Source organism: Erwinia amylovora (assembly GCF_017161565.1).
GTDB classification, from domain to species: domain Bacteria; phylum Pseudomonadota; class Gammaproteobacteria; order Enterobacterales; family Enterobacteriaceae; genus Erwinia; species Erwinia amylovora.
Genome location: NZ_CP066796.1, coordinates 3,195,244 through 3,215,576 on the forward strand (window position 1 = coordinate 3,195,244; position 20,333 = coordinate 3,215,576).

Annotated in this window: 26 protein-coding genes, 1 other RNA gene and 1 pseudogene; 16 read left to right on the plus strand and 12 right to left on the minus strand. The window is 54.7% G+C overall.

Annotated features, from left to right (window positions below; all coding sequences use genetic code 11):
- The first annotated feature begins 695 nt into the window (after window positions 1-695).
- The 8 genes from JGC47_RS14610 to JGC47_RS14645 all read left to right on the plus strand — a co-directional run bounded on the left by JGC47_RS14610 (window position 696) and on the right by JGC47_RS14645 (window position 4,539).
- Window positions 696-1,370, plus strand: a complete 675-nt coding sequence (locus tag JGC47_RS14610) for a DedA family protein (RefSeq protein WP_004160034.1) — start codon at window positions 696-698, stop codon at window positions 1,368-1,370.
- The gene (mzrA, locus tag JGC47_RS14615) at window positions 1,367-1,759 is read left to right on the plus strand and encodes an EnvZ/OmpR regulon moderator MzrA (RefSeq protein ID WP_004160035.1); all 393 of its coding nucleotides are present in this window, start codon (window positions 1,367-1,369) and stop codon (window positions 1,757-1,759) included. Before JGC47_RS14610 ends, mzrA begins: the two co-directional genes overlap by 4 nt.
- Window positions 1,760-1,926: 167 nt before the next feature.
- A complete protein-coding gene (locus tag JGC47_RS14620; protein WP_004160036.1) occupies window positions 1,927-2,298 on the plus strand; it encodes a DUF1090 domain-containing protein in 372 nt (123 codons plus the stop codon).
- Window positions 2,299-2,340: 42 nt separating this feature from the next.
- A complete protein-coding gene (locus JGC47_RS14625) occupies window positions 2,341-2,646 on the plus strand; it encodes an ElaB/YgaM/YqjD family protein (protein ID WP_004160037.1) in 306 nt (101 codons plus the stop codon).
- 1 nt (window position 2,647) lies between these two features.
- Window positions 2,648-3,040 carry a phage holin family protein gene (locus tag JGC47_RS14630; protein WP_004160038.1) on the plus strand — a complete coding sequence of 131 codons (393 nt, stop codon included), beginning with the start codon at window positions 2,648-2,650 and terminating at the stop codon, window positions 3,038-3,040.
- Window positions 3,040-3,321: a YqjK-like family protein gene (locus tag JGC47_RS14635; RefSeq protein WP_004160039.1), complete on the plus strand. Its 282-nt coding sequence runs from the start codon at window positions 3,040-3,042 to the stop codon at window positions 3,319-3,321. The genes JGC47_RS14630 and JGC47_RS14635 overlap by 1 nt, the downstream gene beginning before the upstream one ends.
- A 209-nt stretch (window positions 3,322-3,530) precedes the next feature.
- Entirely contained in the window at window positions 3,531-3,923 is a 393-nt protein-coding gene (locus JGC47_RS14640) for a DoxX family protein (protein ID WP_004160048.1), read from the plus strand.
- A gap of 472 nt (window positions 3,924-4,395) precedes the next feature.
- Window positions 4,396-4,539, plus strand: coding sequence for a hypothetical protein (locus JGC47_RS14645; RefSeq protein WP_004160049.1), 144 nt, complete (start codon window positions 4,396-4,398; stop codon window positions 4,537-4,539).
- On the opposite strand, the gene JGC47_RS14650 is transcribed toward JGC47_RS14645, so the two are convergent.
- Window positions 4,536-5,462, minus strand: a complete 927-nt coding sequence (locus JGC47_RS14650) for a LysR family transcriptional regulator (RefSeq protein ID WP_024015347.1) — start codon at window positions 5,460-5,462, stop codon at window positions 4,536-4,538. The two genes, JGC47_RS14645 and JGC47_RS14650, sit on opposite strands and share 4 nt — an antisense overlap.
- 124 nt (window positions 5,463-5,586) lie before the next feature.
- Here JGC47_RS14650 and JGC47_RS14655 point away from each other — a divergent pair, with 124 nt between their 5' ends.
- The 4 genes from JGC47_RS14655 to JGC47_RS14670 all read left to right on the plus strand — a co-directional run bounded on the left by JGC47_RS14655 (window position 5,587) and on the right by JGC47_RS14670 (window position 7,524).
- Window positions 5,587-6,291, plus strand: coding sequence for a pirin family protein (locus JGC47_RS14655; protein WP_004160051.1), 705 nt, complete (start codon window positions 5,587-5,589; stop codon window positions 6,289-6,291).
- A 249-nt stretch (window positions 6,292-6,540) separates the two neighbouring features.
- Window positions 6,541-6,780, plus strand: a complete 240-nt coding sequence (locus JGC47_RS14660) for a hypothetical protein (RefSeq protein WP_004160052.1) — start codon at window positions 6,541-6,543, stop codon at window positions 6,778-6,780.
- A 70-nt stretch (window positions 6,781-6,850) separates the two neighbouring features.
- Complete coding sequence (locus JGC47_RS14665; protein ID WP_013035813.1) at window positions 6,851-7,171, plus strand: hypothetical protein; 321 nt, start codon at window positions 6,851-6,853, stop codon at window positions 7,169-7,171.
- Window positions 7,172-7,203: 32 nt separating this feature from the next.
- Window positions 7,204-7,524: a hypothetical protein gene (locus tag JGC47_RS14670; RefSeq protein ID WP_013035812.1), complete on the plus strand. Its 321-nt coding sequence runs from the start codon at window positions 7,204-7,206 to the stop codon at window positions 7,522-7,524.
- 234 nt (window positions 7,525-7,758) lie between these two features.
- On the opposite strand, the gene rnpB is transcribed toward JGC47_RS14670, so the two are convergent.
- Window positions 7,759-8,139: RNase P RNA component class A (rnpB, locus tag JGC47_RS14675), an RNA gene on the minus strand.
- Between the two features lie 32 nt (window positions 8,140-8,171).
- Entirely contained in the window at window positions 8,172-9,035 is an 864-nt protein-coding gene (gene rsmI, locus JGC47_RS14680; RefSeq protein ID WP_004160064.1) for a 16S rRNA (cytidine(1402)-2'-O)-methyltransferase, read from the minus strand.
- Window positions 9,036-9,097: 62 nt separating this feature from the next.
- Here rsmI and JGC47_RS14685 point away from each other — a divergent pair, with 62 nt between their 5' ends.
- Genes JGC47_RS14685 through dolP form a run of 4 tightly spaced genes read left to right on the plus strand, consistent with a single transcriptional unit; the run spans window position 9,098 to window position 12,676 of the window.
- On the plus strand, window positions 9,098-11,122 hold the full coding sequence (locus tag JGC47_RS14685; RefSeq protein ID WP_004160065.1) for a penicillin-binding protein activator: 2,025 nt from the start codon (window positions 9,098-9,100) through the stop codon (window positions 11,120-11,122).
- Window positions 11,080-11,472 (plus strand): YraN family protein, encoded by a 393-nt coding sequence (locus JGC47_RS14690; protein WP_004160066.1) that lies wholly within the window; start codon window positions 11,080-11,082, stop codon window positions 11,470-11,472. Before JGC47_RS14685 ends, JGC47_RS14690 begins: the two co-directional genes overlap by 43 nt.
- Before the next feature lie 30 nt (window positions 11,473-11,502).
- Window positions 11,503-12,093 (plus strand): DnaA initiator-associating protein DiaA, encoded by a 591-nt coding sequence (diaA, locus tag JGC47_RS14695; protein WP_004160067.1) that lies wholly within the window; start codon window positions 11,503-11,505, stop codon window positions 12,091-12,093.
- A gap of 10 nt (window positions 12,094-12,103) precedes the next feature.
- Window positions 12,104-12,676 (plus strand): division/outer membrane stress-associated lipid-binding lipoprotein, encoded by a 573-nt coding sequence (dolP, locus tag JGC47_RS14700; RefSeq protein WP_004160068.1) that lies wholly within the window; start codon window positions 12,104-12,106, stop codon window positions 12,674-12,676.
- A gap of 36 nt (window positions 12,677-12,712) precedes the next feature.
- Here dolP and JGC47_RS14705 read toward each other — a convergent pair.
- The 9 genes and pseudogenes from JGC47_RS14705 to JGC47_RS14745 form a co-directional block, all read right to left on the minus strand.
- Window positions 12,713-14,649 (minus strand): annotated as a pseudogene (locus JGC47_RS14705) (BglG family transcription antiterminator).
- A gap of 108 nt (window positions 14,650-14,757) precedes the next feature.
- A complete protein-coding gene (gene dagF / locus JGC47_RS14710; protein WP_004160071.1) occupies window positions 14,758-15,498 on the minus strand; it encodes a 2-dehydro-3-deoxy-phosphogluconate aldolase in 741 nt (246 codons plus the stop codon).
- Window positions 15,495-16,616, minus strand: a complete 1,122-nt coding sequence (locus tag JGC47_RS14715; RefSeq protein ID WP_004160073.1) for a DgaE family pyridoxal phosphate-dependent ammonia lyase — start codon at window positions 16,614-16,616, stop codon at window positions 15,495-15,497. The genes dagF and JGC47_RS14715 overlap by 4 nt, the downstream gene beginning before the upstream one ends.
- A complete protein-coding gene (locus JGC47_RS14720; RefSeq protein ID WP_004160074.1) occupies window positions 16,600-17,733 on the minus strand; it encodes an amidohydrolase/deacetylase family metallohydrolase in 1,134 nt (377 codons plus the stop codon). Before JGC47_RS14720 ends, JGC47_RS14715 begins: the two co-directional genes overlap by 17 nt.
- Before the next feature lie 45 nt (window positions 17,734-17,778).
- Entirely contained in the window at window positions 17,779-18,423 is a 645-nt protein-coding gene (locus JGC47_RS14725; RefSeq protein ID WP_004160075.1) for a DUF4310 family protein, read from the minus strand.
- Between the two features lie 13 nt (window positions 18,424-18,436).
- Window positions 18,437-19,213, minus strand: a complete 777-nt coding sequence (locus JGC47_RS14730) for a DUF4311 domain-containing protein (RefSeq protein ID WP_004160076.1) — start codon at window positions 19,211-19,213, stop codon at window positions 18,437-18,439.
- Window positions 19,214-19,247: 34 nt separating this feature from the next.
- Window positions 19,248-19,547 (minus strand): DUF4312 family protein, encoded by a 300-nt coding sequence (locus tag JGC47_RS14735; protein ID WP_004160077.1) that lies wholly within the window; start codon window positions 19,545-19,547, stop codon window positions 19,248-19,250.
- Entirely contained in the window at window positions 19,547-19,906 is a 360-nt protein-coding gene (locus JGC47_RS14740) for an SFCGS family glycine-rich protein (protein ID WP_004160079.1), read from the minus strand. Before JGC47_RS14740 ends, JGC47_RS14735 begins: the two co-directional genes overlap by 1 nt.
- 15 nt (window positions 19,907-19,921) lie before the next feature.
- Window positions 19,922-20,260: a glycine dehydrogenase gene (locus JGC47_RS14745; RefSeq protein ID WP_004160080.1), complete on the minus strand. Its 339-nt coding sequence runs from the start codon at window positions 20,258-20,260 to the stop codon at window positions 19,922-19,924.
- Window positions 20,261-20,333: the final 73 nt, after the last annotated feature.

A 20,333-nucleotide genomic window follows, 5' to 3' on the forward strand; every position in this document is an offset into this window, starting at 1 on the left:
CAATGTCCGAATCAGTGCAACATCAATAAGGCTAAAAGCCTCAAGCGCCACTGGCATAATACCACCAAACCTTATCGCTATTTCCTCTGAAAAGCGAAGCAGACACCCGCCTCCTGCAATGTCATACATCTGTCGCGATCCGCGTTCAATCCGGATAAAGAGGCGTCTTTTGCCAACATTGTTCAACTCACTGCCGCCCGATAGCCTTCAGCGCCGGCATGGGGCCGCCGCAGAGTGCGCCGCGTCATAAGCAACGGTGCGAAAAACATCGATCTGAAGCAATAAATACTCACCATGCCGGAATAGAACATCAATGACTCCTTGCTATTATTGCTTAAAACACCGGCTTCATCCGCAATCCCCTCCCTGATAAGCAAAAAAAGCGATAATCTGCCTGGCCGATATTAATTTGGGTTAAAATACGTTCAGTTGTGTCAGCCTGTGTAAAACTCCTTTCAACGGCCTTCTAACTCGGTAAAACTTCATTGGTCAGGAGTTTCTTACTGTCCTGTCATGCGTTATTTTGTTACAGTTAGCCGTTATTTTTACCCTTTCAGCACCATTAAAAAAAAGATGCGATTCTTACGCGCCAACCGTTTTATCCGCCCCTTAACTTGCATAATGAACCAACAAGACGATTAATTAAGTGTGCAAATTGCCGTTTAAGGGGCCAACGATGATGTTCAGGACGACTAATGGATATTTTTAAATCTCTCGTACAAGCCCTGTGGCAGCAGGATTATGCCGCCCTTGCAGATCCCTCACTGGTTTGGGCGATCTACCTGGTACTGTTCATCATTTTGTTTCTGGAAAATGGCCTGCTGCCAGCCGCTTTCCTGCCGGGTGACAGTTTACTTATTCTGGTCGGCGTGCTGATCGCTAAAGGAACGATGAGCTTTACCATGACATTACTTGTCCTGACGACTGCCGCCAGCCTTGGGTGCTGGGTCAGTTATATACAGGGAAGATGGCTGGGAAATACGGTGACGGTACAAAAATGGTTGTCACATCTGCCCGCACACTATCATCAGCGGGCGCACCAGATGTTTCACCGTCATGGCCTTTCCGCGCTGCTGGTTGGCCGTTTTATCGCCTTTGTTCGCACGCTGCTGCCAACAATCGCCGGCCTTTCCGGCCTGAGTAATACACGCTTTCAGTTCTTCAACTGGGTCAGCGCGTTTCTTTGGGTGCTGATTTTGACCGTAATCGGATTTGCGCTGGGTAAAACGCCAATTTTCCGACAATACGAAGACCAGCTAATGTTCTGTCTGATGTTGCTGCCGCTGGTGCTGCTGGTATTCGGCCTGTGCGGTTCGCTGTATGTGTTATGGCGCAAAAAACGGTCAGATAATGAGAAAGGAAACTCATGACAACTGCTTCAATTAAAAAGCGCGATCCACGGCGGCGCTTGTTGCCATGGCTGATTGTGGCTTTTGTCGCCCTGATAGGGCTGGCGATGATACCCGCCCTGTTTCGTCACGACAGCACTTTGCAAATCCGCGCTTCACGTCAGGGAGTCTCATTGCCAGACGGCTTTTACGTCTACCAAACACTGAGCGCACAAGGGATCCACATCCAGAGCATTACGCCGGAGCAAGATTCGTTGGTGATCCGCTTTGATTCACCGGAGCAAAGTTATGCGGCTGAAAGGGTGCTGCGCAAGCTGTTTGCGCAGAGCTTTGATATTGCACATCAGCCAGGCCCGGGCGCAGCCAGCTGGATCAACCGCATTAGCCTGCTTCCACAATTTGTCGGCTAGCCAGCAGGCCCCGGCGTCCGGAAGGGGCTGGCGCTAATATTATTCCCGGTTTTGAGCTTTCATCATTTTCTGTCTATGCTTTACCGGACAACCCTAATGGTAACCGTGTTTCAGGAACCCGATATCATTACTCGTTGATATCGCTTAAAAGGAAGGTCAATATTTCGATGAAATTACATATCATCTTCAGCGTCAGCCTGCTCTCTCTGGGCACCTACGCTCATGCCGGCACGCTTTGCCAGCAGAAAGAGCAGGCCGTTCACCATGAGATAGAGCTGGCCCAAAAGCATGACAATAAACATCGCATTATTGGCTTACAGCAGGCATTAAGGGAGATCCAGGCGAACTGTAGCGATACTGACCTGAAAAAAACTCATCGGGAAAAGATCAGACGGCACGAGCAGAAAGTGACCGAACGGAAACATGAATTACAGCAGGAAATAGCGAAAGGCGGTAGCCGCGCAAAAATTGATAAGCGCGAAAAGAAACTTTCTGAAGCTCAACGCGAGCTAAAGAAAGTGCTGGATGCACCCTATTAAGGTCTCTGCCCGACATCACTAAGTAAAATTTGAGGAGTTTCAATGTCTAAAGATATCACTTCAGAAAATTTGCGCGCCGAGCTGAAAAGCCTGGCGGACACCCTTGAAGAAGTACTGAGTTCCTCCAGTGAGAAATCCAGGTCCGAACTGGATAAGCTGCGCAACAAGGCACAGAACGCACTCAAAGACACCCGCGCGCGTCTTAGCGACTCCGGCGACCTTATCGCGCAAACAACGCGTGATGCGGCCGGGCGTGCTGATGTTTATGTGCGCGATAACCCCTGGACCAGCGTTGGTGTCGGTGCTGCTGTCGGGGTGGTACTGGGCGTGCTGCTGACGCGTCGTTAACATGGCCGATCATTCGCAAAGCCACGGCCCCGGCAAGGGGGTCATCAATATCGGACAGCGCCTGATCACTACGCTGGTGGGCATGGTTGAAACCCGTGTCCGGCTTGCCGTTGTGGAGCTTGAAGCGGAAAAAGCTAATCTGCTGCAGATGCTGCTGATGGTGGGCCTGACCATGCTGTTTACCGCATTTGGTTTGATGAGCCTGATGGTACTGATTATCTGGGGTGTAGATGCGCAATATCGGTTGATGGCGGTGGCCATCACTACCGGGGTGCTTTTTGCACTGGCGCTGATCCTTGGCTTGTGGACGCTGATTAAATCAAGGCGTTCCACCCTGTTAGGTGCCACACGTAAGGAGCTGTCGGAAGACCGCAAGCTGCTGGAGGGTGACTAATGAGCCGCAAGCGTGAAGCGCGTAAAGCCGAGCTGCTGCGCCAGATACAGCAGCAGCGTTTGGATCTGAGCGCCGGGCGTAACGCCTGGCTGGACAGTACGGCACGCTACGATCACGGCTGGCTGGCTCTGCTTAGCGCCAAACGCTGGCTGGCGCTTGGCGGCGGGGTGATGGCTATCTGGTCCGTGCGCAATCCCCGCACGATCACGCGCTGGGCCAGGCGTGGTTTAGGGGCATGGAGCACCTGGCGCATGGTTCGTAACTACCTGCCCCGCCGTTAATCGACTCTGTTGCTGGCCGCACGCCCTGTGCGGCTGCATTCCCTGCAATTTTTTGAACAACATCGACAGATTATCTCGCTAACAATCTTTCCGTAAGCAAACTATCATCTCCAATAACGAATCGCACTGGGCGCTTAACCCGCCCCGTGCACGGTCCTGGTCAGGTTATGCCACCTGCATGACCATCAATTTCTTGTTTGGGGAACACCATGAAAAAATATGAAGATACCGGTTTATTAGTCGCCCGCATCCTGATGCCCATTCTGTTCATCTACGCAGGCTGGGGAAAAATCAGTGATTATGCCGGCACACAGCAGTATATGGCAGCAATGGGCGTGCCGGGCTTCTTCCTGCCGCTGACTATTTTACTCGAGTTCGGCGGTGGACTGGCTATCCTGTTCGGCTTTCTGACGCGCTTTACTGCGCTGTTCATCGCAGTATTCACGCTGCTGACGGCATTGATTTTCCATACCGACTTTGCTCAGGGCGTGAACTCGCTGATGTTCATGAAAAATCTGTCAATTGCCGGCGGCTTCCTGCTTCTCGGCATCACCGGTGCTGGCGCATTCAGCATCGACCGTCTGCTGGGTAAAAACGGGTAAGTCCGCTACAGTGGCTGCATCGGGGCGAGGATCTCCATATCCTTGCCTTTTTTTATTGTTCGCCCGGAAGTACTGGCGTGGCAAAGGACACTATCCGGCGGTTATCTTCCGTCAAGGCAGCACTGCCACACGCCAGCGGTTTAAAATAGGTCGCGTATTTGTGAGAAGTGACCGGACAACTGGCTGACGGCGTTCGCTATGACAGCGGGCACGATAACGCGTCAGGCGGTGGACGCTTAAACGAACACCATCGGCCCTTCGCCACTGGGGCGCACCTCACGGGCGCGTTCGCCGCTTTAACCGTTGCTCTGCTCCCCGCTGAAGACAGGCCGGTTTTGGCATGCGGGCCGATTTTTTCCGCACCCCAAAAATATGCACCTTTTGTTGATCTGGCACACATCTCTCCGTGAGCACTCGCGTATCTTTACTGACTCAACCAGCCAATACGAATAAGCTTCCGGGGAGCAGAGCCATGATCAAAACTATTGCCGTTTGTCTCGCCGTCGTCCTGCTGTGCTATATCGCGTTCGTCGGCCATTACTACTATCAGACTTATACCACTTTCTCTGGTATCGGGCAGGCTCAGCAAGTGGTCGCTGAAAACCCGTCTCCTTAGCCTTTAGTGCTGCAGGGGGGGCAACTCTGGCATCGGGCGAGCAGTTTAGGGATCTCCCGCAGGCACCAGGCCTTGGCTTCTCCCATGCTGTCGCGTCGCCACGCCATAATGATATCGACCTCAAGTTTATATTCCGGACTGACCACGCGTAAGCGCCCTTCGGAAACATCCTTTTCAACCATCGTATAGGGCATCGTACCCACACCTAATCCTGCCAGCAGGGCGCGGTGCTTGTCTTCAATAGTGCTGACCGTCAGACGCTGCTGTTTGTCGAGCAGCGTTACCGTCAGTACCGGGCGCTCGCGCGCTGTATCCGCTACGGCAATACCGCGATACTTGACGCGTGTAGTTTCCGACAGCGGTTCCGGTTCCTGATGGATAGGGTGATCCGGGCTGGCGACATAGACGCTCATCAGGGTAAAAAGCTTACGGGTGTTGATCTCCGACGAGGCGCGAAAGTGCATATCCGGGGCAATAACGATATCTGCGCGCCCCTGCTCCAGACGTTCCCACGCTCCGGCCAGCACTTCTTTCACCAGCGAGAGTTGGGTATTGGCTTTATGCGCCAGTTTTTCTACCAGTGGAAACAGCAGCTCGTTAGACACCAGCGCTTCTGTGGCAATGGTAAGATGGGTTTCCCAACCGCGTGCCAGCGCCTCGGCGTCGGTGGTCAATTTGTCTGCCGCTTCCAGCAGTACGCGGCCGCGTTCAAGCAGCATACGGCCAACGTTAGTAAATTTGGTGCGGTGGCCGGAGCGGTCGAACAGCACCACATCCAGCTCCTCTTCCAGTTTCTGCATGGTATAACTGAGCGCGGAAGGCACTCTGCCGAGTTCATCTGCAGCCGCCGCGAAGCTACCGCGACGATCGATAGCATCCATAACGCGCAGCGCTTCCAGCGTCAGAGCACGGTCTTTAGCCATAGTCATTCTCTGTCAGTAATTTTGAATATAGCCAGCAGATTAACTGGCTAACAATCCGGCGTCCAGAAACTTACCATGACAGAATAAGAAACGGCTGGCAGCGCCGACCTGTAAGGAGATACCTGTGATTGATAGTCGAACCGCTCAACAGTGCGGCACCGCTGATTACGGCTGGTTGCAAGCGCGTTATACCTTTTCTTTTGGCCACTACTTTGATCCCTCACTACTGGGTTACGCATCATTACGCGTACTGAATCAGGAAGTCCTGGCACCCGGCAGCAGTTTGCAACCGCGAACTTACCCTAAGGTCGACGTGCTCAACCTGATTTTGCAGGGTACGGCAGAGTACCGCGACAGCGAAGGACATTATGCTCAGGCGCAGGCGGGTGAAGCCTTGCTGCTGGCAACCCAGCCCGGCGTCAGCTACTCCGAACATAACATCAGCAAAGAACAGGTTCTTACCCGTATGCAGCTGTGGATGGAAGCCTGCCCACAGCTGGAAAACGCGCAGTTTCAACGGCTGAATATAGCGGAATGCCAACCCTACACCCTGGTTGCCTCGCCAGACGGCAGTGCTGGCAGCATGCAGCTTCGCCAGCAGCTGTGGATTCATCAGCTGGTGCTGAAGCCGGGTGAGAATTACCGCCTGCCATTAAAGGGACCTCGCGCCTACCTGCAATCGATTTATGGCTCGCTGACAGCGGCCACCCCGTCGCTACAGCAGGTAACCCTGAGTTGTGGCGATGGCGCGTTTCTCCGTGATGAGCAGAGTGTTACCCTGGTGGCGATAACGCCCGTACGCGCGCTGGTGATAGATTTACCGCTGTGAACGCCACAACAGTGAATGCCCGAGCTTCTGCCAGCACTGCGCCCTGCCTTTTTAAATTAGTAGTTTGTCCATAAATCCCGACATATGACTTAAGCCAAACTATCCGGCGCGGCTAATCCTTATGATGAAAACCGCCTCTGTTTAATAACCACAAAATACTGCTGAAACAGATATTAAAGCGGCTTTAACAGATATCAATCTGTCAATATCAGTCAATCATTGCACTGCAAAATCACAAGGAAGATCGATATGCCTAAGCAAGACAATAAGTTTGTCAACACCAGCAAACAGCAACACTACGAATTAGAAGACTGGCTCTATCGTAATAACTTTTCAAAAAAACATGACAATGTTGATGAGGTTAGAAAAATCATCAATACAAAGATAAAAAAAGGTGTCACTTCGCATAATATTAAATGGGCCGAGCTTGACGGTGCGCTGGAGACTAATCCCGAGTGGTTTGCACTGCTGGTAGCGCCAGGCAAATGAGACAAAAACCCCGCCGAAGCAGGGTTTTGTTTGAATAGTGTGAAGCTGAACGGTAAGCCGCTTTCTGTTTATGGAAAGCGTCGTGGACGGTCATTCGTCCTGCCGTTCCGTTTGCAAAAACAAAAACCCCGCCGGAGCAGGGTTTTGTTTGAATAGTGTGAAGCTGACCGGTAAGCCGCCCTCTGTTTATGGAAAGCGTCGTGGACGGTCATTCGTCCTGACGTTCTGTCTGAAAAACAAAACCCCGCCGGAGCAGGGTTTTGTTCTGAATAGTGTGAAGCTGACCGATAAGCCGCTTTCTGTTTATGGAAAGCGTCGTGGACGGTCATTCGTCCTGCCGTTCCGTTTGCAAAAACAAAAACCCCGCCGGAGCAGGGTTTTGTTTGAATAGTGTGAAGCTGACCGGTAAGCCGCCCTCTGTTCATGGAAAGCGTCGTGGACGGTCATTCGTCCTGCCGTTCCGTTTGCAAAAACAAAAACCCCGCCGGAGCAGGGTTTTGTTTGAATAGTGTGAAGCTGACCGGTAAGCCGCCCTCTGTTCATGGAAAGCGTCGTGGACGGTCATTCATCCTGCCGTTCTGTCTGAAAAACAAAAACCCCGCCGGAGCAGGGTTTTGTTTGAATAGTGTGAAGCTGACCGGTAAGCCGCCCTCTGTTCATGGAAAGCGTCGTGGACGGTCATTCGTCCTGACGTTCTGTCTGAAAAACAAAAACCCCGCCGAAGCAGGGTTTTGTTTTAAATAATGAGAAGCTGAACGGTAAGCCGCTTTCTGTTTATGGAAAGCGTCGTGGACGGTCATTCGTCCTGCCGTTCCGTTTGCAAAAACAAAAACCCCGCCGGAGCAGGGTTTTGTTTGAATAGTGTGAAGCTGACCGGTAAGCCGCCCTCTGTTCATGGAAAGCGTCGTGGACGGTCATTCATCCTGCCGTTCTGTCTGAAAAACAAAAACCCCGCCGGAGCAGGGTTTTGTTTGAATAGTGTGAAGCTGACCGGTAAGCCGGGTTCTGTCGTGGACAGTCATTCATCTAGGCCAGCAATCGCTCACTGGCTCAAGCAGCCTACCCGGGTTCAGTACGGGCCGTACCTGGTGAACCCCTATTTGGCCTTGCTCCGGGTGGAGTTTACCGTGCCACGAACTGTTGCCAGCCGCGCGGTGCGCTCTTACCGCACCCTTTCACCCTTACCTGATCCTATTTGCATAGGCCATCGGCGGTTTGCTCTCTGTTGCACTGGTCGTGGACTTGCGTCCCCCAGGCGTTACCTGGCACCCTGCCCTATGGAGCCCGGACTTTCCTCCCCTCTGTCTGTCTCCCCCCAAAGGAGGACGGCAACAAAGCGGCGACTGTCTGGTCAGCTTCGGCGCGAAGTGTATAGGGTTTTCATCTGCTTGTCACTCGCCCTGCTGCCCGAGTGCATACTTATATAATGCATTTTTCTTCACGCCATAAATTTCGGCAGTTAACTGAGCTGCTTTTTTGAGCGGCAGCTCACTTTTTAACAGTGCCAGCGTGCGCAGCGCTTCAGGCGGCAAAGCCTGTTCTTGTGCGTGATAACCTTCCACAATCAGCACCATCTCGCCCTTACGGCGATTCTCATCCTCCTGTACCCAGGCCAGCAGCTCGCCGACCGGCGCACCAAAGATAGATTCCCACGTTTTGGTGATTTCGCGCGCCAGCACCACATAACGCTCCGGCCCCATTACCGTCACCATATCGTGCAGGCTGTCGAGCAGACGGTGGGTGGATTCGTAGAAAATCAGCGTGCGAGGCTCCTGCTCAAGCGCTTTCAAGGTATCGCAACGGCCTTTGCTTTTCGCCGGCAGAAACCCTTCGTAACAAAAGCGGTCGGACGGTAATCCGGCGGCGCTTAGCGCGGTAATTGCCGCGCAAGCACCCGGTAACGGCACCACCCGAATACCCGCTTCCCGGCACAAGCGCACCAGATGGTAGCCCGGATCGTTAATCAGCGGCGTACCGGCATCGGACACCAGGGCGATGCTTTGCCCCTCGCGCAAACGCGTCAGCAGGACTTCAGCTTTCTGCTGTTCATTATGGTCGTGTAATGCGAACAGCCGCGCATTGATGGCGAAATGTTGTAGCAACAGCCCGGTATGACGTGTATCTTCCGCAGCGATCAGATCGACGCTCGCAAGCACCGTCAGTGCCCGCTGGGTGATATCGCCCAGGTTACCAATTGGAGTGGGGACGATATAGAGCGTGCTGGCAGAAATATCTGCCCGATCGTGTTGTTTCATTGTTTGATCCGCATAGCCGATTTAATATTGAGCATCTTGAAAAAAACATCACTGGATACAGTATGCTTCCTTCGAAAGTAGTTCACCGCAAAGCGGTACGCACCGTGCCGCTTCTGCTGGCCGCCCTGATTTTTGCCGGTTGTACCGGCCAGGCCCCACAAACGCCCCCGGCGAATGTGCAGGGCGCGGCCAATGGCACCTCTGACTATTATCTGCAGCAGGTGCAACAAAGCTCAGATGATAACAAGGTTGACTGGCAATTACTCGCAATCAGAGCGCTGTTAAACGAAGGTAAGGTTCCCCAGGCCAATGATGCGCTCATGCAGCTGGCAGCGGATCTGAACGCCGTTCAGCATCAGGAACAGCTGCTGCTGCTGGCTCAGCTTGATATTGCCCGCCAAAATTTGCCGGGTGCTGCCGACAGGCTGAAGCAGGTTAATATCAGCGCACTCTCACGCGATCAGCAGGTTCGCTTCTACCAGATGCAAATCGCCGCCGGTCAGGGCCAACCGTCACTTGACGTGGTGCGTGCTTATGTTGCACAAGAGCCGCTGCTGACCAACCCGGCGGATAAGCAAAAAAATATTGATGACACCTGGCAAGCGCTGCTGCAATTACCCCAGCAACAACTCAGCACGTTGACTATCAATGCCAATGAAAACGTGCTGCAAGGCTGGTTAGATCTGCTGGGCGTTTATAAGTCTAACGCCAGTGACCCGGAAATGATGAAATCCGCTATCAGTGACTGGCAGACGCGTTATCCATATAACCCGGCGGCAAAATTGCTGCCCAGCCCCCTGACCCAGGCACAAAACTTACATCCCACCTCGACGGCTAAAATCGCATTGCTGCTGCCGTTAAGTGGACAGGCTCAGGTCTATGCCAACGCTATTCAAAAAGGTTTTAACGACGCGAAAAATGGCGTACTGGCTCAGGCCACTGTCACGCCGTCACCTGCGGAGCCGATGCAGGCCCCTGGCGCGCTTCCCGGTGATGCAACCGTGGCGGTCAGCCCTTCGGCCAGTCCGGCAGATGCGGACGCCCGGCCAGCCGAACAGCCGCAGTCTGTCACGGCTCCCGACGCTGCAACCGCCGCACCGTCCAGTCTTACCCAGATTCAGATCTATGACACCAGCGCGCAGCCCGTTGAACAGGCATTAACTCAGGCACAAAATGACGGTGCCACGCTGGTGGTTGGCCCGTTGCTGAAAAATGACGTCGATAAAATGCTCAACAGCCAGACTGCGCTTAACGTTCTGGCGCTGAATGAGCCGGAGAGCGTCCAGAACCGTCCGAATATTTGCTATTTTGCGCTGTCGCCTGAAGACGAAGCCCGCGATGCTGCGCATCATATGTGGGAACAGGGAAAACGCGCCCCGCTGCTGCTGGCGCCTCGCACTTCACTCGGCGATCGCGTTAACAAGGCTTTTGCCACCGAATGGCAGAAGCTGGGCGGCACCACGGTATTGCAGCAGCAGTTTGGTTCATTAGCCGAGTTGAACCAGGGCATGAACAGCGGCGCGGGTATTCGCCTGAGCGGCACCCCGGTTGACGTCCAGCCGCAGCACCAGGCCGGCGTAACCATTGCCGGCCTGACTATCCCGCCAGCGCCAACCGATGCTCAGATTGGTGCCAGCAGCAGTAACGGCCGCATCGATTCGGTGTATATTGTCGCCACTCAGGACGAAATGATCCTGATTAAATCGATGATCGCCATGCGTATCAGTAGCCGTGATAATGTGGGCCTGTACGCCAGCTCGCGCAGCTACCAGGCCGGTGCAGGCCCGGATTTCCGTCTGGAGCTGGAGGGCTTGCAGTTCAGTGATGTGCCGCTGCTGTCCGGTGCTAACCCGGCGCTGATGCAGCAGGCTGCAAAAATGTTTAACAATAATTATTCACTGGTTCGCCTGTATGCCATGGGCATTGATGCCTGGACGCTGGCTAGCCGTTTCAGCGAGATGCGAACCCAGCCGGGCTTTCAGATCAATGGCGACACCGGCAATTTGAGCGCCGATCGGGACTGCGTCATTAACAGGAAGTTAGTATGGAGCCAGTATCATCAAGGACAGATCGTTCCGGCCACCTGAGCCGACAGCAGCAGGGAGCGAGCCGTGAAATTCAGGCTCGCCGCCTGCTGGAAACTTCAGGGCTGCATTTTGTCGCTGCCAATGTGCGTTACCGCAGCGGTGAAATTGACCTCATCATGCGCGATAAGCAGGTGTGGGTTTTCGTTGAAGTACGCTATCGCCGCAATGCCCTTTTCGGCGGTGCTGCCACCAGCGTCACCCGCAGTAAACAGCTGAAGCTGCTACAGGCGGCAGCAACGTGGCTGCACAGCCGCAAGCAAAGTTTCGATACGGCCGACTGCCGTTTTGACGTGGTGGCGATAACCGGTGAACAGGTTGAATGGCTGCCCAATGCGTTTACCGCGGAATAAGTCGCCGCATAAAACAACCAGGTGAATGACGTGCTGGAAAGAATAAAAGTTTGCTTTACCGAAAGTATTCAGACTCAGATCGCAGCGGCGGAGGCACTGCCAGACGCCATTTCTCGTGCAGCAATGACCTTGGTGCAGTCGCTGCTCAATGGCAATAAAATCCTCAGTTGCGGTAACGGCACCTCCAGTGCCAATGCGCAGCACTTTGCCGCCAGTATGATTAACCGCTTTGAGACCGAGCGCCCCAGCCTGCCGGCCATCGCCCTCAGTGCCGATAACGTGCTGCTGACGGCCATTGGTAATGACCGACTGCATGAAGAGATTTATGCCAAGCAGGTGCGGGCTCTGGGCCAAACCGGCGATATTTTGCTGGCGATTTCATCGCGCGGCAACAGTCGTGATATTGTCAAAGCCGTAGAGGCAGCGGTCACGCGTGATATGACCATTGTCGCGCTGACCGGCCACGATGGCGGAGAACTCGCCGGCCTGCTGGGGCCACAGGATGTCGAGATCCGTATCCCTTCGCACCGCAGCGCAAGGATTCAGGAAATGCATATGTTAACCGTGAACTGTTTGTGCGATTTAATTGATAACACGTTGTTTCCACACCAGGAAGTCTGAAGGAGCTAAAATGAAGGCACTATCTACATGTGCAGTGATCCTTACCGCGTTGATGTTACAGGGCTGTGTGGCCGCGGTAGTGGGCAGTGCGGCGGTGGCCACCAAAACCGCCACCGACCCGCGTACCGTCGGAACCCAGGTGGATGACGGCACCCTGGAGCTGCGCGTCACTAACGCACTGTCTAAAGATGAACAGATTAAGCAAACTACCCATATCGTCGCCACTGCCTATCAGGGCAAGGTGCTGCTGACCGGCCAGGCACCGGGTAGCGAGCTGGCATTACGCGCGAAGCAGATCGCCGTCGGCGTCGACGGAGCCACAGAGGTGTATAACGAGATCCGCACCGGTAATAAGGTGAGCTTTGGCACCGCGTCGTCCGACACCTGGATAACCACCAAAGTGCGCTCGCAGCTGCTCGGTAGCGATCGGGTAAAATCATCAAGCGTTAAGGTGACCACCGAAAATGGTGAAGTGTTCCTGCTGGGGCTGGTCACCAACGAAGAAGCAAAAGCGGCAGCGGATATCGCCAGCCGGGTAAGCGGCGTGAAGCACGTCACCACCGCGTTTACCCTTCTTAAATAGCGGCTGACAAGGGCGATCGCCGTGTCGGTCGTCCTTTCACCCCGCGCCGCATGTTCCGCCGGGGAAACGATTTAAACACTCCATCGCCACCGCTTTGAAATCGGCAAAATCCTTGCTGTCTCTTAGCCTCACCATCGCCCTTTCACGCATAAACGTGACAAACAGATCGTAAATCGCCATCGCTTCTTCATATTCCGTCTTGCCGATGGCCAGCAGGAAAATCACGTACGCCGTTTCATCTCCCCATGCAATCCCCTGTGGGGCCAGCACGGTATAGACACAGGTTTTTTGGCCAGTAGCCCGAGGGAATGCGGCAGGGCAATACCTTCGCCCAGCATTGTCGTGACGATGGCTTCGCGCTCTTCAACGGAGGGGTAAAAGGTATGATCCACCATTCCTTCCTGCTCCAGCTGGTCACACAGTTGACGAAAAAGCAATGAGCGATCTGTCTGCCTGTTGAGGATCATAAAGTGACTGGCATCGAAGAATTTCTCCAGCATATAAGGCCGGGTACGATCCTTCAGCACCAGTCTGGCGAGCTGTTCCAGCTGATATTCGCTAGGGAATGGCGACATTAATATCACCGGCTTATCTTTATCACTGAGGCGAACGGTGGAGATAACAAAGTCCTCTTCAATGCTCGCCTGCAACGCGTAATCCCGTAGCGAGATAATCTTGTTTACCACCATCTGCGGGTACTTGCGCCACAGCATGGCCTGGATCATGCGCACGGTGGAATTGCCGGTATCACACACCAGCAAAATTTGCGGATGACGCTGGTAGCCAACATGGTAATGACGATCCAGCCCGACGCCGATGTGCAGTACCAGAAAACCGATTTCATTTTCGCAGATGATATAGGGCGAGTATTTACTCCAGCTGGTCACCGCCGCCAGCGTTACATCCCACGCCAGCGGATAATGCTGTTTGATATTGGTCAGCAGGGGATTGGGAATATGTATCTGATAGCGCACGCGGGTGATCATCGTTTTAATATGCGTCAGCAGGTCGGCGCGCAGCTGCGGGTCGTTTTGTAAATTGAAATTGTAGTGCCTGTTGATGTAGCTGAGGAGATATTGCACCAGCGCGTCACCGTCGTCGGCACCGATCGCGCTGGCCACCTGCTGCTGCTCAACCCGCCGTGCGGCGATATTAATCCGCAAACAGGCTTCTTCTGCCGGGGAGATTGCCTTGCCAACCACAGGGCGCATCAGATTAACAATATGGCTGGCCGCAGCGCGAACCTCATCATCCACATCCTCGGCGCTGAAATCCGTCAACGGGTAACCTTCACTTATGCGCCGCAGCGAAACGGCAAAATAGAGGAGCAGATAATATTCGCCATCATCTGCCAGGCGAATATTAAAAAGCGACAGACTCTGTCGCAGCAGTGGCTGAAGCCATGCGAGTATGCCGCTGTTTACCCCTCCCGCCTTAAGCAACGGGCTGTCACTGTCCTCAAGGGCTATCTGATACAGCAGGCTTGTCAGACAGGTTCGTATTGCCACCTCGCTGCCAAACAGCTTCATGCCGTAGCGCGGTTTGGTTTCAATCACCAGATGATAACGCCCCAGCCGCTCCCTGACCCCGGCCATATCATTTTGCAGCGTGCTGCGGCTGACAAACCATTCGTCGGCCAGATCTTCCAGCTTGAGTGAAAAAGCCGAGGTGAGAAAACGGGTCAACAGGTAATTGATGCGCTCTGCCGAGTTGCGCGGCACGCGCAGATGACAAGGCGACTGCTGTATGAGCTGCTGAAAGCGGTCTGCATCATCAATCTTCAGCTGGTAACCCGTACTGCGGCTTAATACAAAGCGGGCGGCATAATCGGCCAGCAGCTCGTTGAGCACGTTGATATCGGTACGCACCGTACGCGTAGAGACGTTAAGACGCCGTGCCAGCTCGTCCTGCGGCAGCGTTTCGTTTTGCAAGAGAGTAAACAGCTGGACCAGTCGTTGGTTTGGGAATTTCACGAGTTGCCACTATTTCCGTTGGTGGCCAGCGAAAATGACGCTTTCCACCAGCCTGATTTTTTCGCGATGAAAAGGCAGCCCCGGCACGATACGCGGGGCGGGTTAACATCAATCCAGCAGCTGCCTGGTGATTGCCAGCAGCGTTGCCACGTCCTCCGGTCGTGTAAGGCCAGTGGTCTTATCGATTATCGAGCTGTATATGTGCGGGATGATCCTGGTGACGCCAGCATCCAGTGCGAACTGCAGGATCGCTGCGAAGTTATGCAGATCGATGCCGCCGGTCGGTTCCAGCCAGAAGTCCTGTGCCGCGCAGGCGGCGGCCACCGCCTTAAACTCGTCGATGGTATGCAGGCCGCCCATCGGGAAGTATTTCACTGAACTGCCGCCCATATCCTTCAGCATGGCCACCGCCGTAGCCACCGGGACAATACCCTCTGCCTGCCTGCTACTGAGCGTGCCGGTAGAAATCTTCACCATCCCGGGCTGGCCGGTGGGTGAAATTAACCCGTTAACGACCGTCTGCGGCTGCCCCAGCAGCGCGCGCGCGGTCGCCACTCCGGTAAACACCTGGTTTACGTGCTGCGGCTGGATACGGGCGGCGATTGCGCTCACCATTGTTGACTGGTTCGGATCGCCAGCACCAAGCCCCACCGACAATGCATTATCGATCAGTGCCGCGTATTCGCGCATATCGGTTACCGCGCTGTCCACGTCGCCATAATCCTTCGACAGTACGCCGACCAGCACATGGCCTTCGGCCGCTTCCCAGACATCACGGGCGTTCTGTTTTGAACCGGCCAGAACGTTCAGGCATACCCGGTTACGGTAAAATTGTGGGGTCAGCGTCATGCGCGTTTCTCTCCGAAAAGCAAAGCGTGAATACAGGCATAAATGGTGTGCAGCCGATCGACGGTCACGCTGCGTACGTCCACCTCGACGATGCCCTCGTTAGCCTTATAGCCACGGAAATAGATAGCGATATCGCCGGTTTTCAGCGCCTGGACGATCTCCCCGGTGGTGCGCCCCACGCTCGCCTCGTCGAAATGAATTTCCGCACGGGCAATATCCCGTCCCGCTGCATCCCACACCACACGCGCCTTGATACCCGGTAGCTGGTTAAGGTCAGCGATAAAGGGCGTCATTTTTTCTACCATCTGCGCCCCGCTGACCTTCTCACGCAGCAGGTAGTTTTCAATCGCCAGCGTCACACCGAGAATGCCCTCTTTGCCGACCTTCATCGCTCGGCCAATCCCCTGCGACTGCTGCTTCACCCACTCCACATACCGGGTTTTGCCGATGACAAGTCCGCTGGTCGGCCCTTCAATCGCCTTGGCACCGCTGTAGACCACCAAATCGGCACCGGCATGATAATAAGTCTGTAAATCTTCTTCGGCGGCAGCGTCAACAATCAGCGGTACGCCGTGCTGACGCGCCACCTCAACTGCCTGTTCTACGCTGAGATGGCTTTTCTGCACACAGTGGTGCGACTTGATATACAGGACTGCGGCAGTTTGTGCGGTGATCGCCGCTGAAAGCTGGTGCGCGGAACATTCATTGGCATAGCCTGCCTCTACCAGCCGCCCTCCGCCCAATGCCACCATGGTGCCAACCGGAGCGCCGAAGTTAACGTTGTGTCCTTTCGGCAGCACGATATCACGGGCCACGGTTAACGGGGCAACATGCAGGTTATGCAGCAGCCAGGCGTTATCCTTAATAATCAACGCGGCCACCGACTGGGCAAGTCCCGCCGACGCACAGGAAACCACCACCGCCGCCTCACAGCCCAGTAATCCGGCGATCCAGGCACCGCTTCTATTCACTAACTCGTTGATTTCAAAGTAGTGATTCAGGCCAAACTTTACCGTTTCCACTACATCCTCACTCGGGGTAGAAACACCCAGAATGGTCATGCGGCCGGCAGCGTTAATCACCTGCTTTAAGCCATATTTTTCATAAACTGAGGTCATTACGTTTCTTCCCTTCGTCGGTTACGAATCCCTGTCCGCCGACCACGGCGGCCAGCGGCACCAGCTGCATTTCACCGGGCAGCGTCTGCCCGTCAGCATCACCGAACAGGCAAACTGCCTGCTGCAGGTCAAAAATCGTCAGGTCGGCGACATAACCCGGTGCGAGACGCCCCGTATTTGCCAGTCGCAGCCCGTCTGCGGCATGCACGGTCACACAGTCGATCACCTGAGCCAGGGTCATGCCGATATGCAGGAACTTCGACATTACGTGCGCCAGGCTATGCACCGGGCCGTTAACACGGTTGCGGCAATAGATATCCGAACTGATGGTGTGCGGCAAAATGCCCTGTGCTATCGCCGCCCGCGCCACCTCAAAACTGAAGCTGGCGCTACCGTGGCCCACGTCCAGCCGCACGCCGCGCTGCAATGCGCGGGTGACTGATGCGCGCAAAGTACCACAGGGGGCCAGGATGCGGTTCGGCTTGCCGTTATAGCAGTGAGTGATAATGTCGCCAGCCATGAGCAAATCAGCGATCTCATCAAGATGCGGCGGATCGTTACCGATATGAACCATCAGCGGCAGCTGGCCGTTATCCCGCTGCATCACTTTGGCGCGCTGCAACGGTTTAATCCCGTTTTGTTCCACCACGCTGCTGCTGATACGCGCCTTGAGGCCACGAATAAAACCCGGATGGCGCTGCAACGCGGCTTTCACCGCCTGCCCGTCCAGGCTGGCCATATCGGCCAGCTCGTTCTGTGTGAAGATCCCACTGCGGGCAATATTTAACAGCGCATAGACCCGGGTGTTGGCACAGCGAGTCAGCTGGAAAAAGTCATCGATATCGTCGGCTCCGCTACTGCCGGCATCCACCACCGTTGTCACGCCGGTTGCGACACCAATGCGGTCGGCATCATCATGGTAAATCGGTGAGTTTGGGTAGCAGTGGACGTGTGAATCAATCCACCCCGCGCTGAGCCAGTAACGCCCGGCCAGATGCCACTCACGCCGTGCCGGGCCAGACAGCGTACCAACGGCGGCAATATTGCCCTCGTTTATCGCAATATCATTCAGCGAACCGTCGCTCAGACGGGCCTGGCGAATTATCAAATCAAACATGGCGAACTCCTGAGCGTGACCGCGTCCCGTCACCACGCGGGTTAATTACAGTGCAAGCGGGAAGAGAGCACCCAACAGCATTGCACCGAGAATGGCCCCACCGGTAATCGGCTTATTCCACAGGTAGAACAGCAGCGAGCCGACCAGTGAACCGAGGCCAATGGGAATTGACGCGCTGACGGCAGACAGAATGATCAACGGCCCGAGGAAACGACCTGCAGCATTGCCCGCCCCCATCATTACGTCAGCGCCGTAGGTGGCGTTGCTGTTATTGATGGTGAATTTGCGCGCCAGAATAATCAGGTAGCCCACCGCCATGCCAAGCGCCAGCCCGGTAACCAGCGCGGCGGCAAAGTTCGCCAGCGGGTAGATAATCCCGGCCCCCAGCAGCAGCGCCGGCACGCCCAGGCCAATGCCGGTCTGGATAGCACCCCCAATATCAAGAATGCCGACCAGAGAACCTTCTATGATGCGCGCAAACAGAAAGCTGGCACCAAAGGCCGCTACTGCGCCATAGACGCCGGTTTCCATACCGGAACGTAGCATTGAGACGAAAGCGACCTCATTAAATGCCCCCAAACCGTAGACGTAATACATGTGCGTGCCGGCAAACACGCCGGCGGCAAGCAGGCCGACAAAGATCGGAAACGACCCGTCCGCATACCAGAAACCGTTTTTTGACTCATCCATTGCCGTTGTCCTCTTATATGCCGTTCAGGGTGTTGTGGATCATGTCCAGCCATGCAGGCACGCCGAGCTGGAAGGATTGCAGCATCTCCGTATCGAAACCACGGAAGAAACCGCTTAGCATAAACAACAGGATAATAGCTGCCATCATCCCCCTGGTGACGCGGTTCCAGCCGCTCTCTTCCACTCCTTTACCGATCAGGATGCCCAGCACCAGCCCCGGCACGGCGTTACCCATCATCAGCTGCGCTAATCCACCAAAAATAGTGGCCCAACAACCCGACTTTTTACCGGCATCGATTGCCGCCAGCCAGAACAGCACCGGCATCACGGTATTCACCAGCAGATTAGCTGCCGGAACCAGCACCTTTACGGCGGTCACCTGCAAAGCAGCAGGCACGGCAGATGCCGTGGAATTAAGAAACGCCACCACCATCATGCCGATGAGGCCACAGGCCATCGCCATTTTCTTCGGGTTGTGCAGGGTTTCCCTCAGGTGACGGTTTTTCATCATCAGCACCGCCGCCCCCCAGTTGGGGATGATGCGGTGGTCAACATCCTGGGTGAAGGATCCAGCGGCAACAGAAGAGGCCCAGGCGTTAAAGAAAAATCCGAGACCGAAAGAGAAGTGAGAAGCCGGATCGCCCTCACAGGAGTTCAGTTCACCGAGTGTACGAAATGCGCCCATTCCCTGCGTGGTGGGGGCGTGGAACATCCGCGCTGCCCCGGCCCCCACCCCCACGCCGACCAGGCCGCCAATAATCAACGATTTAAGTAATATGATGAAAAACATCCTTTTTTTCCTTTGGTGTTATCGCCAAACGTTTTTAGTTATCGACGGTGAATTCCACCTTATCGCTGTCAATCGCGACAATATTGACGACGATTTCCAGCTCAACGCGATAAAGCTTTTTTTCACGCGTCAGAAAAAGAAAGAGAAACTTTTCCTTGCTGACGCACAGCCCGGCACGCAACACTTTCACTTCGACCGGATCAATACGCAGCAGCACCCTGTTACTGGATTTCAACACCGTGTTTTGCACCTGACTCAGCGCTGCGGCAAAGGCTTTTGCTTTACTGTCGCCTTTGCCACTGACCTTCACCGTGGTGGCGAATTGTTCTTTCATCAGCTTTGCTTCTTGTGCCACGCCTGTAACAGGCGTTCACCCAACTCTTCTTTATCCATAAAGCCGAAGCCGAGCACGGTAGCCCCTTCATTAATGGCGGTAACGCCTTCCTCGATGGACCGCATACCGTGTTTCGCCTTGTAACCATATTTGTTCTGAGCCGTAATGGCCCCGGCACCGCCGCTGCCGCAAAAGGAGATGCCGAAATCGGCGTTTTCTGCTTTCATCACGTCGCCCAGCTTCATATCTGCCGCCACGCCCGGCACTACGATGGCCTTGCCGCCCGCTTTCTCAATGCCTGCGGCGACTTTCTGGCCCTTACCTAAACGGTCGCCGATAACAACGGTGATTCGAAACATAGTGACTCCTTCATGTTAGTTTTCTTTGGCGACTTCAAAATGCACCGACAGCAGCCATGTCTCTGCCACAGGCAGATTGCCGAACAGATCCACCACCTGCTGCGCCAGCGCCATCGACTGTGGCGAAATATCTTCAAACAGGTCGGCTTCTATTTCAGGCAGCACTTCACCGGTTAGTGAGCGCAAAGCCATCGCGCCAACATGGGAAGTCAACATCTGTTGCTGTAACGGATTGGGTTGAATATGTCTGGCAGCAAACAGTGCGGCAATTTGCATCATTACCCGCGCAGCCAGTCGCTGAATATCGCCGCCCCGTTCTGCCACTGCACTCACCGGCAGCGTTACTTTACTCACTGTCATCCCCCTTATTCGCAATGGCAATAAACTAGCCCGACGACGGCAGACTGTATAGAACGACTTTTTCCGC

What these genes read in the sequence shown, in the direction of transcription:
- dolP (WP_004160068.1), top strand. Translation starts at nt 12,104, where the DNA reads ATGAAGGCACTATCTACATGTGCAGTGATCCTTACCGCGTTGATGTTA.
- JGC47_RS14725 (WP_004160075.1), bottom strand. Translation starts at nt 18,423, where the DNA reads ATGGATGAGTCAAAAAACGGTTTCTGGTATGCGGACGGGTCGTTTCCG.
- JGC47_RS14645 (WP_004160049.1), top strand. Translation starts at nt 4,396, where the DNA reads ATGATCAAAACTATTGCCGTTTGTCTCGCCGTCGTCCTGCTGTGCTAT.
- JGC47_RS14690 (WP_004160066.1), top strand. Translation starts at nt 11,080, where the DNA reads ATGGAGCCAGTATCATCAAGGACAGATCGTTCCGGCCACCTGAGCCGA.
- JGC47_RS14640 (WP_004160048.1), top strand. Translation starts at nt 3,531, where the DNA reads ATGAAAAAATATGAAGATACCGGTTTATTAGTCGCCCGCATCCTGATG.
- JGC47_RS14685 (WP_004160065.1), top strand. Translation starts at nt 9,098, where the DNA reads ATGCTTCCTTCGAAAGTAGTTCACCGCAAAGCGGTACGCACCGTGCCG.
- JGC47_RS14635 (WP_004160039.1), top strand. Translation starts at nt 3,040, where the DNA reads ATGAGCCGCAAGCGTGAAGCGCGTAAAGCCGAGCTGCTGCGCCAGATA.
- JGC47_RS14650 (WP_024015347.1), bottom strand. Translation starts at nt 5,462, where the DNA reads ATGGCTAAAGACCGTGCTCTGACGCTGGAAGCGCTGCGCGTTATGGAT.
- JGC47_RS14625 (WP_004160037.1), top strand. Translation starts at nt 2,341, where the DNA reads ATGTCTAAAGATATCACTTCAGAAAATTTGCGCGCCGAGCTGAAAAGC.
- JGC47_RS14610 (WP_004160034.1), top strand. Translation starts at nt 696, where the DNA reads ATGGATATTTTTAAATCTCTCGTACAAGCCCTGTGGCAGCAGGATTAT.
- JGC47_RS14665 (WP_013035813.1), top strand. Translation starts at nt 6,851, where the DNA reads ATGGAAAGCGTCGTGGACGGTCATTCGTCCTGCCGTTCCGTTTGCAAA.
- JGC47_RS14720 (WP_004160074.1), bottom strand. Translation starts at nt 17,733, where the DNA reads ATGTTTGATTTGATAATTCGCCAGGCCCGTCTGAGCGACGGTTCGCTG.
- JGC47_RS14620 (WP_004160036.1), top strand. Translation starts at nt 1,927, where the DNA reads ATGAAATTACATATCATCTTCAGCGTCAGCCTGCTCTCTCTGGGCACC.
- JGC47_RS14630 (WP_004160038.1), top strand. Translation starts at nt 2,648, where the DNA reads ATGGCCGATCATTCGCAAAGCCACGGCCCCGGCAAGGGGGTCATCAAT.
- rsmI (WP_004160064.1), bottom strand. Translation starts at nt 9,035, where the DNA reads ATGAAACAACACGATCGGGCAGATATTTCTGCCAGCACGCTCTATATC.
- JGC47_RS14670 (WP_013035812.1), top strand. Translation starts at nt 7,204, where the DNA reads ATGGAAAGCGTCGTGGACGGTCATTCGTCCTGCCGTTCCGTTTGCAAA.
- mzrA (WP_004160035.1), top strand. Translation starts at nt 1,367, where the DNA reads ATGACAACTGCTTCAATTAAAAAGCGCGATCCACGGCGGCGCTTGTTG.
- JGC47_RS14735 (WP_004160077.1), bottom strand. Translation starts at nt 19,547, where the DNA reads ATGAAAGAACAATTCGCCACCACGGTGAAGGTCAGTGGCAAAGGCGAC.
- JGC47_RS14730 (WP_004160076.1), bottom strand. Translation starts at nt 19,213, where the DNA reads ATGTTTTTCATCATATTACTTAAATCGTTGATTATTGGCGGCCTGGTC.
- dagF (WP_004160071.1), bottom strand. Translation starts at nt 15,498, where the DNA reads ATGACGCTGACCCCACAATTTTACCGTAACCGGGTATGCCTGAACGTT.
- JGC47_RS14660 (WP_004160052.1), top strand. Translation starts at nt 6,541, where the DNA reads ATGCCTAAGCAAGACAATAAGTTTGTCAACACCAGCAAACAGCAACAC.
- JGC47_RS14740 (WP_004160079.1), bottom strand. Translation starts at nt 19,906, where the DNA reads ATGTTTCGAATCACCGTTGTTATCGGCGACCGTTTAGGTAAGGGCCAG.
- JGC47_RS14715 (WP_004160073.1), bottom strand. Translation starts at nt 16,616, where the DNA reads ATGACCTCAGTTTATGAAAAATATGGCTTAAAGCAGGTGATTAACGCT.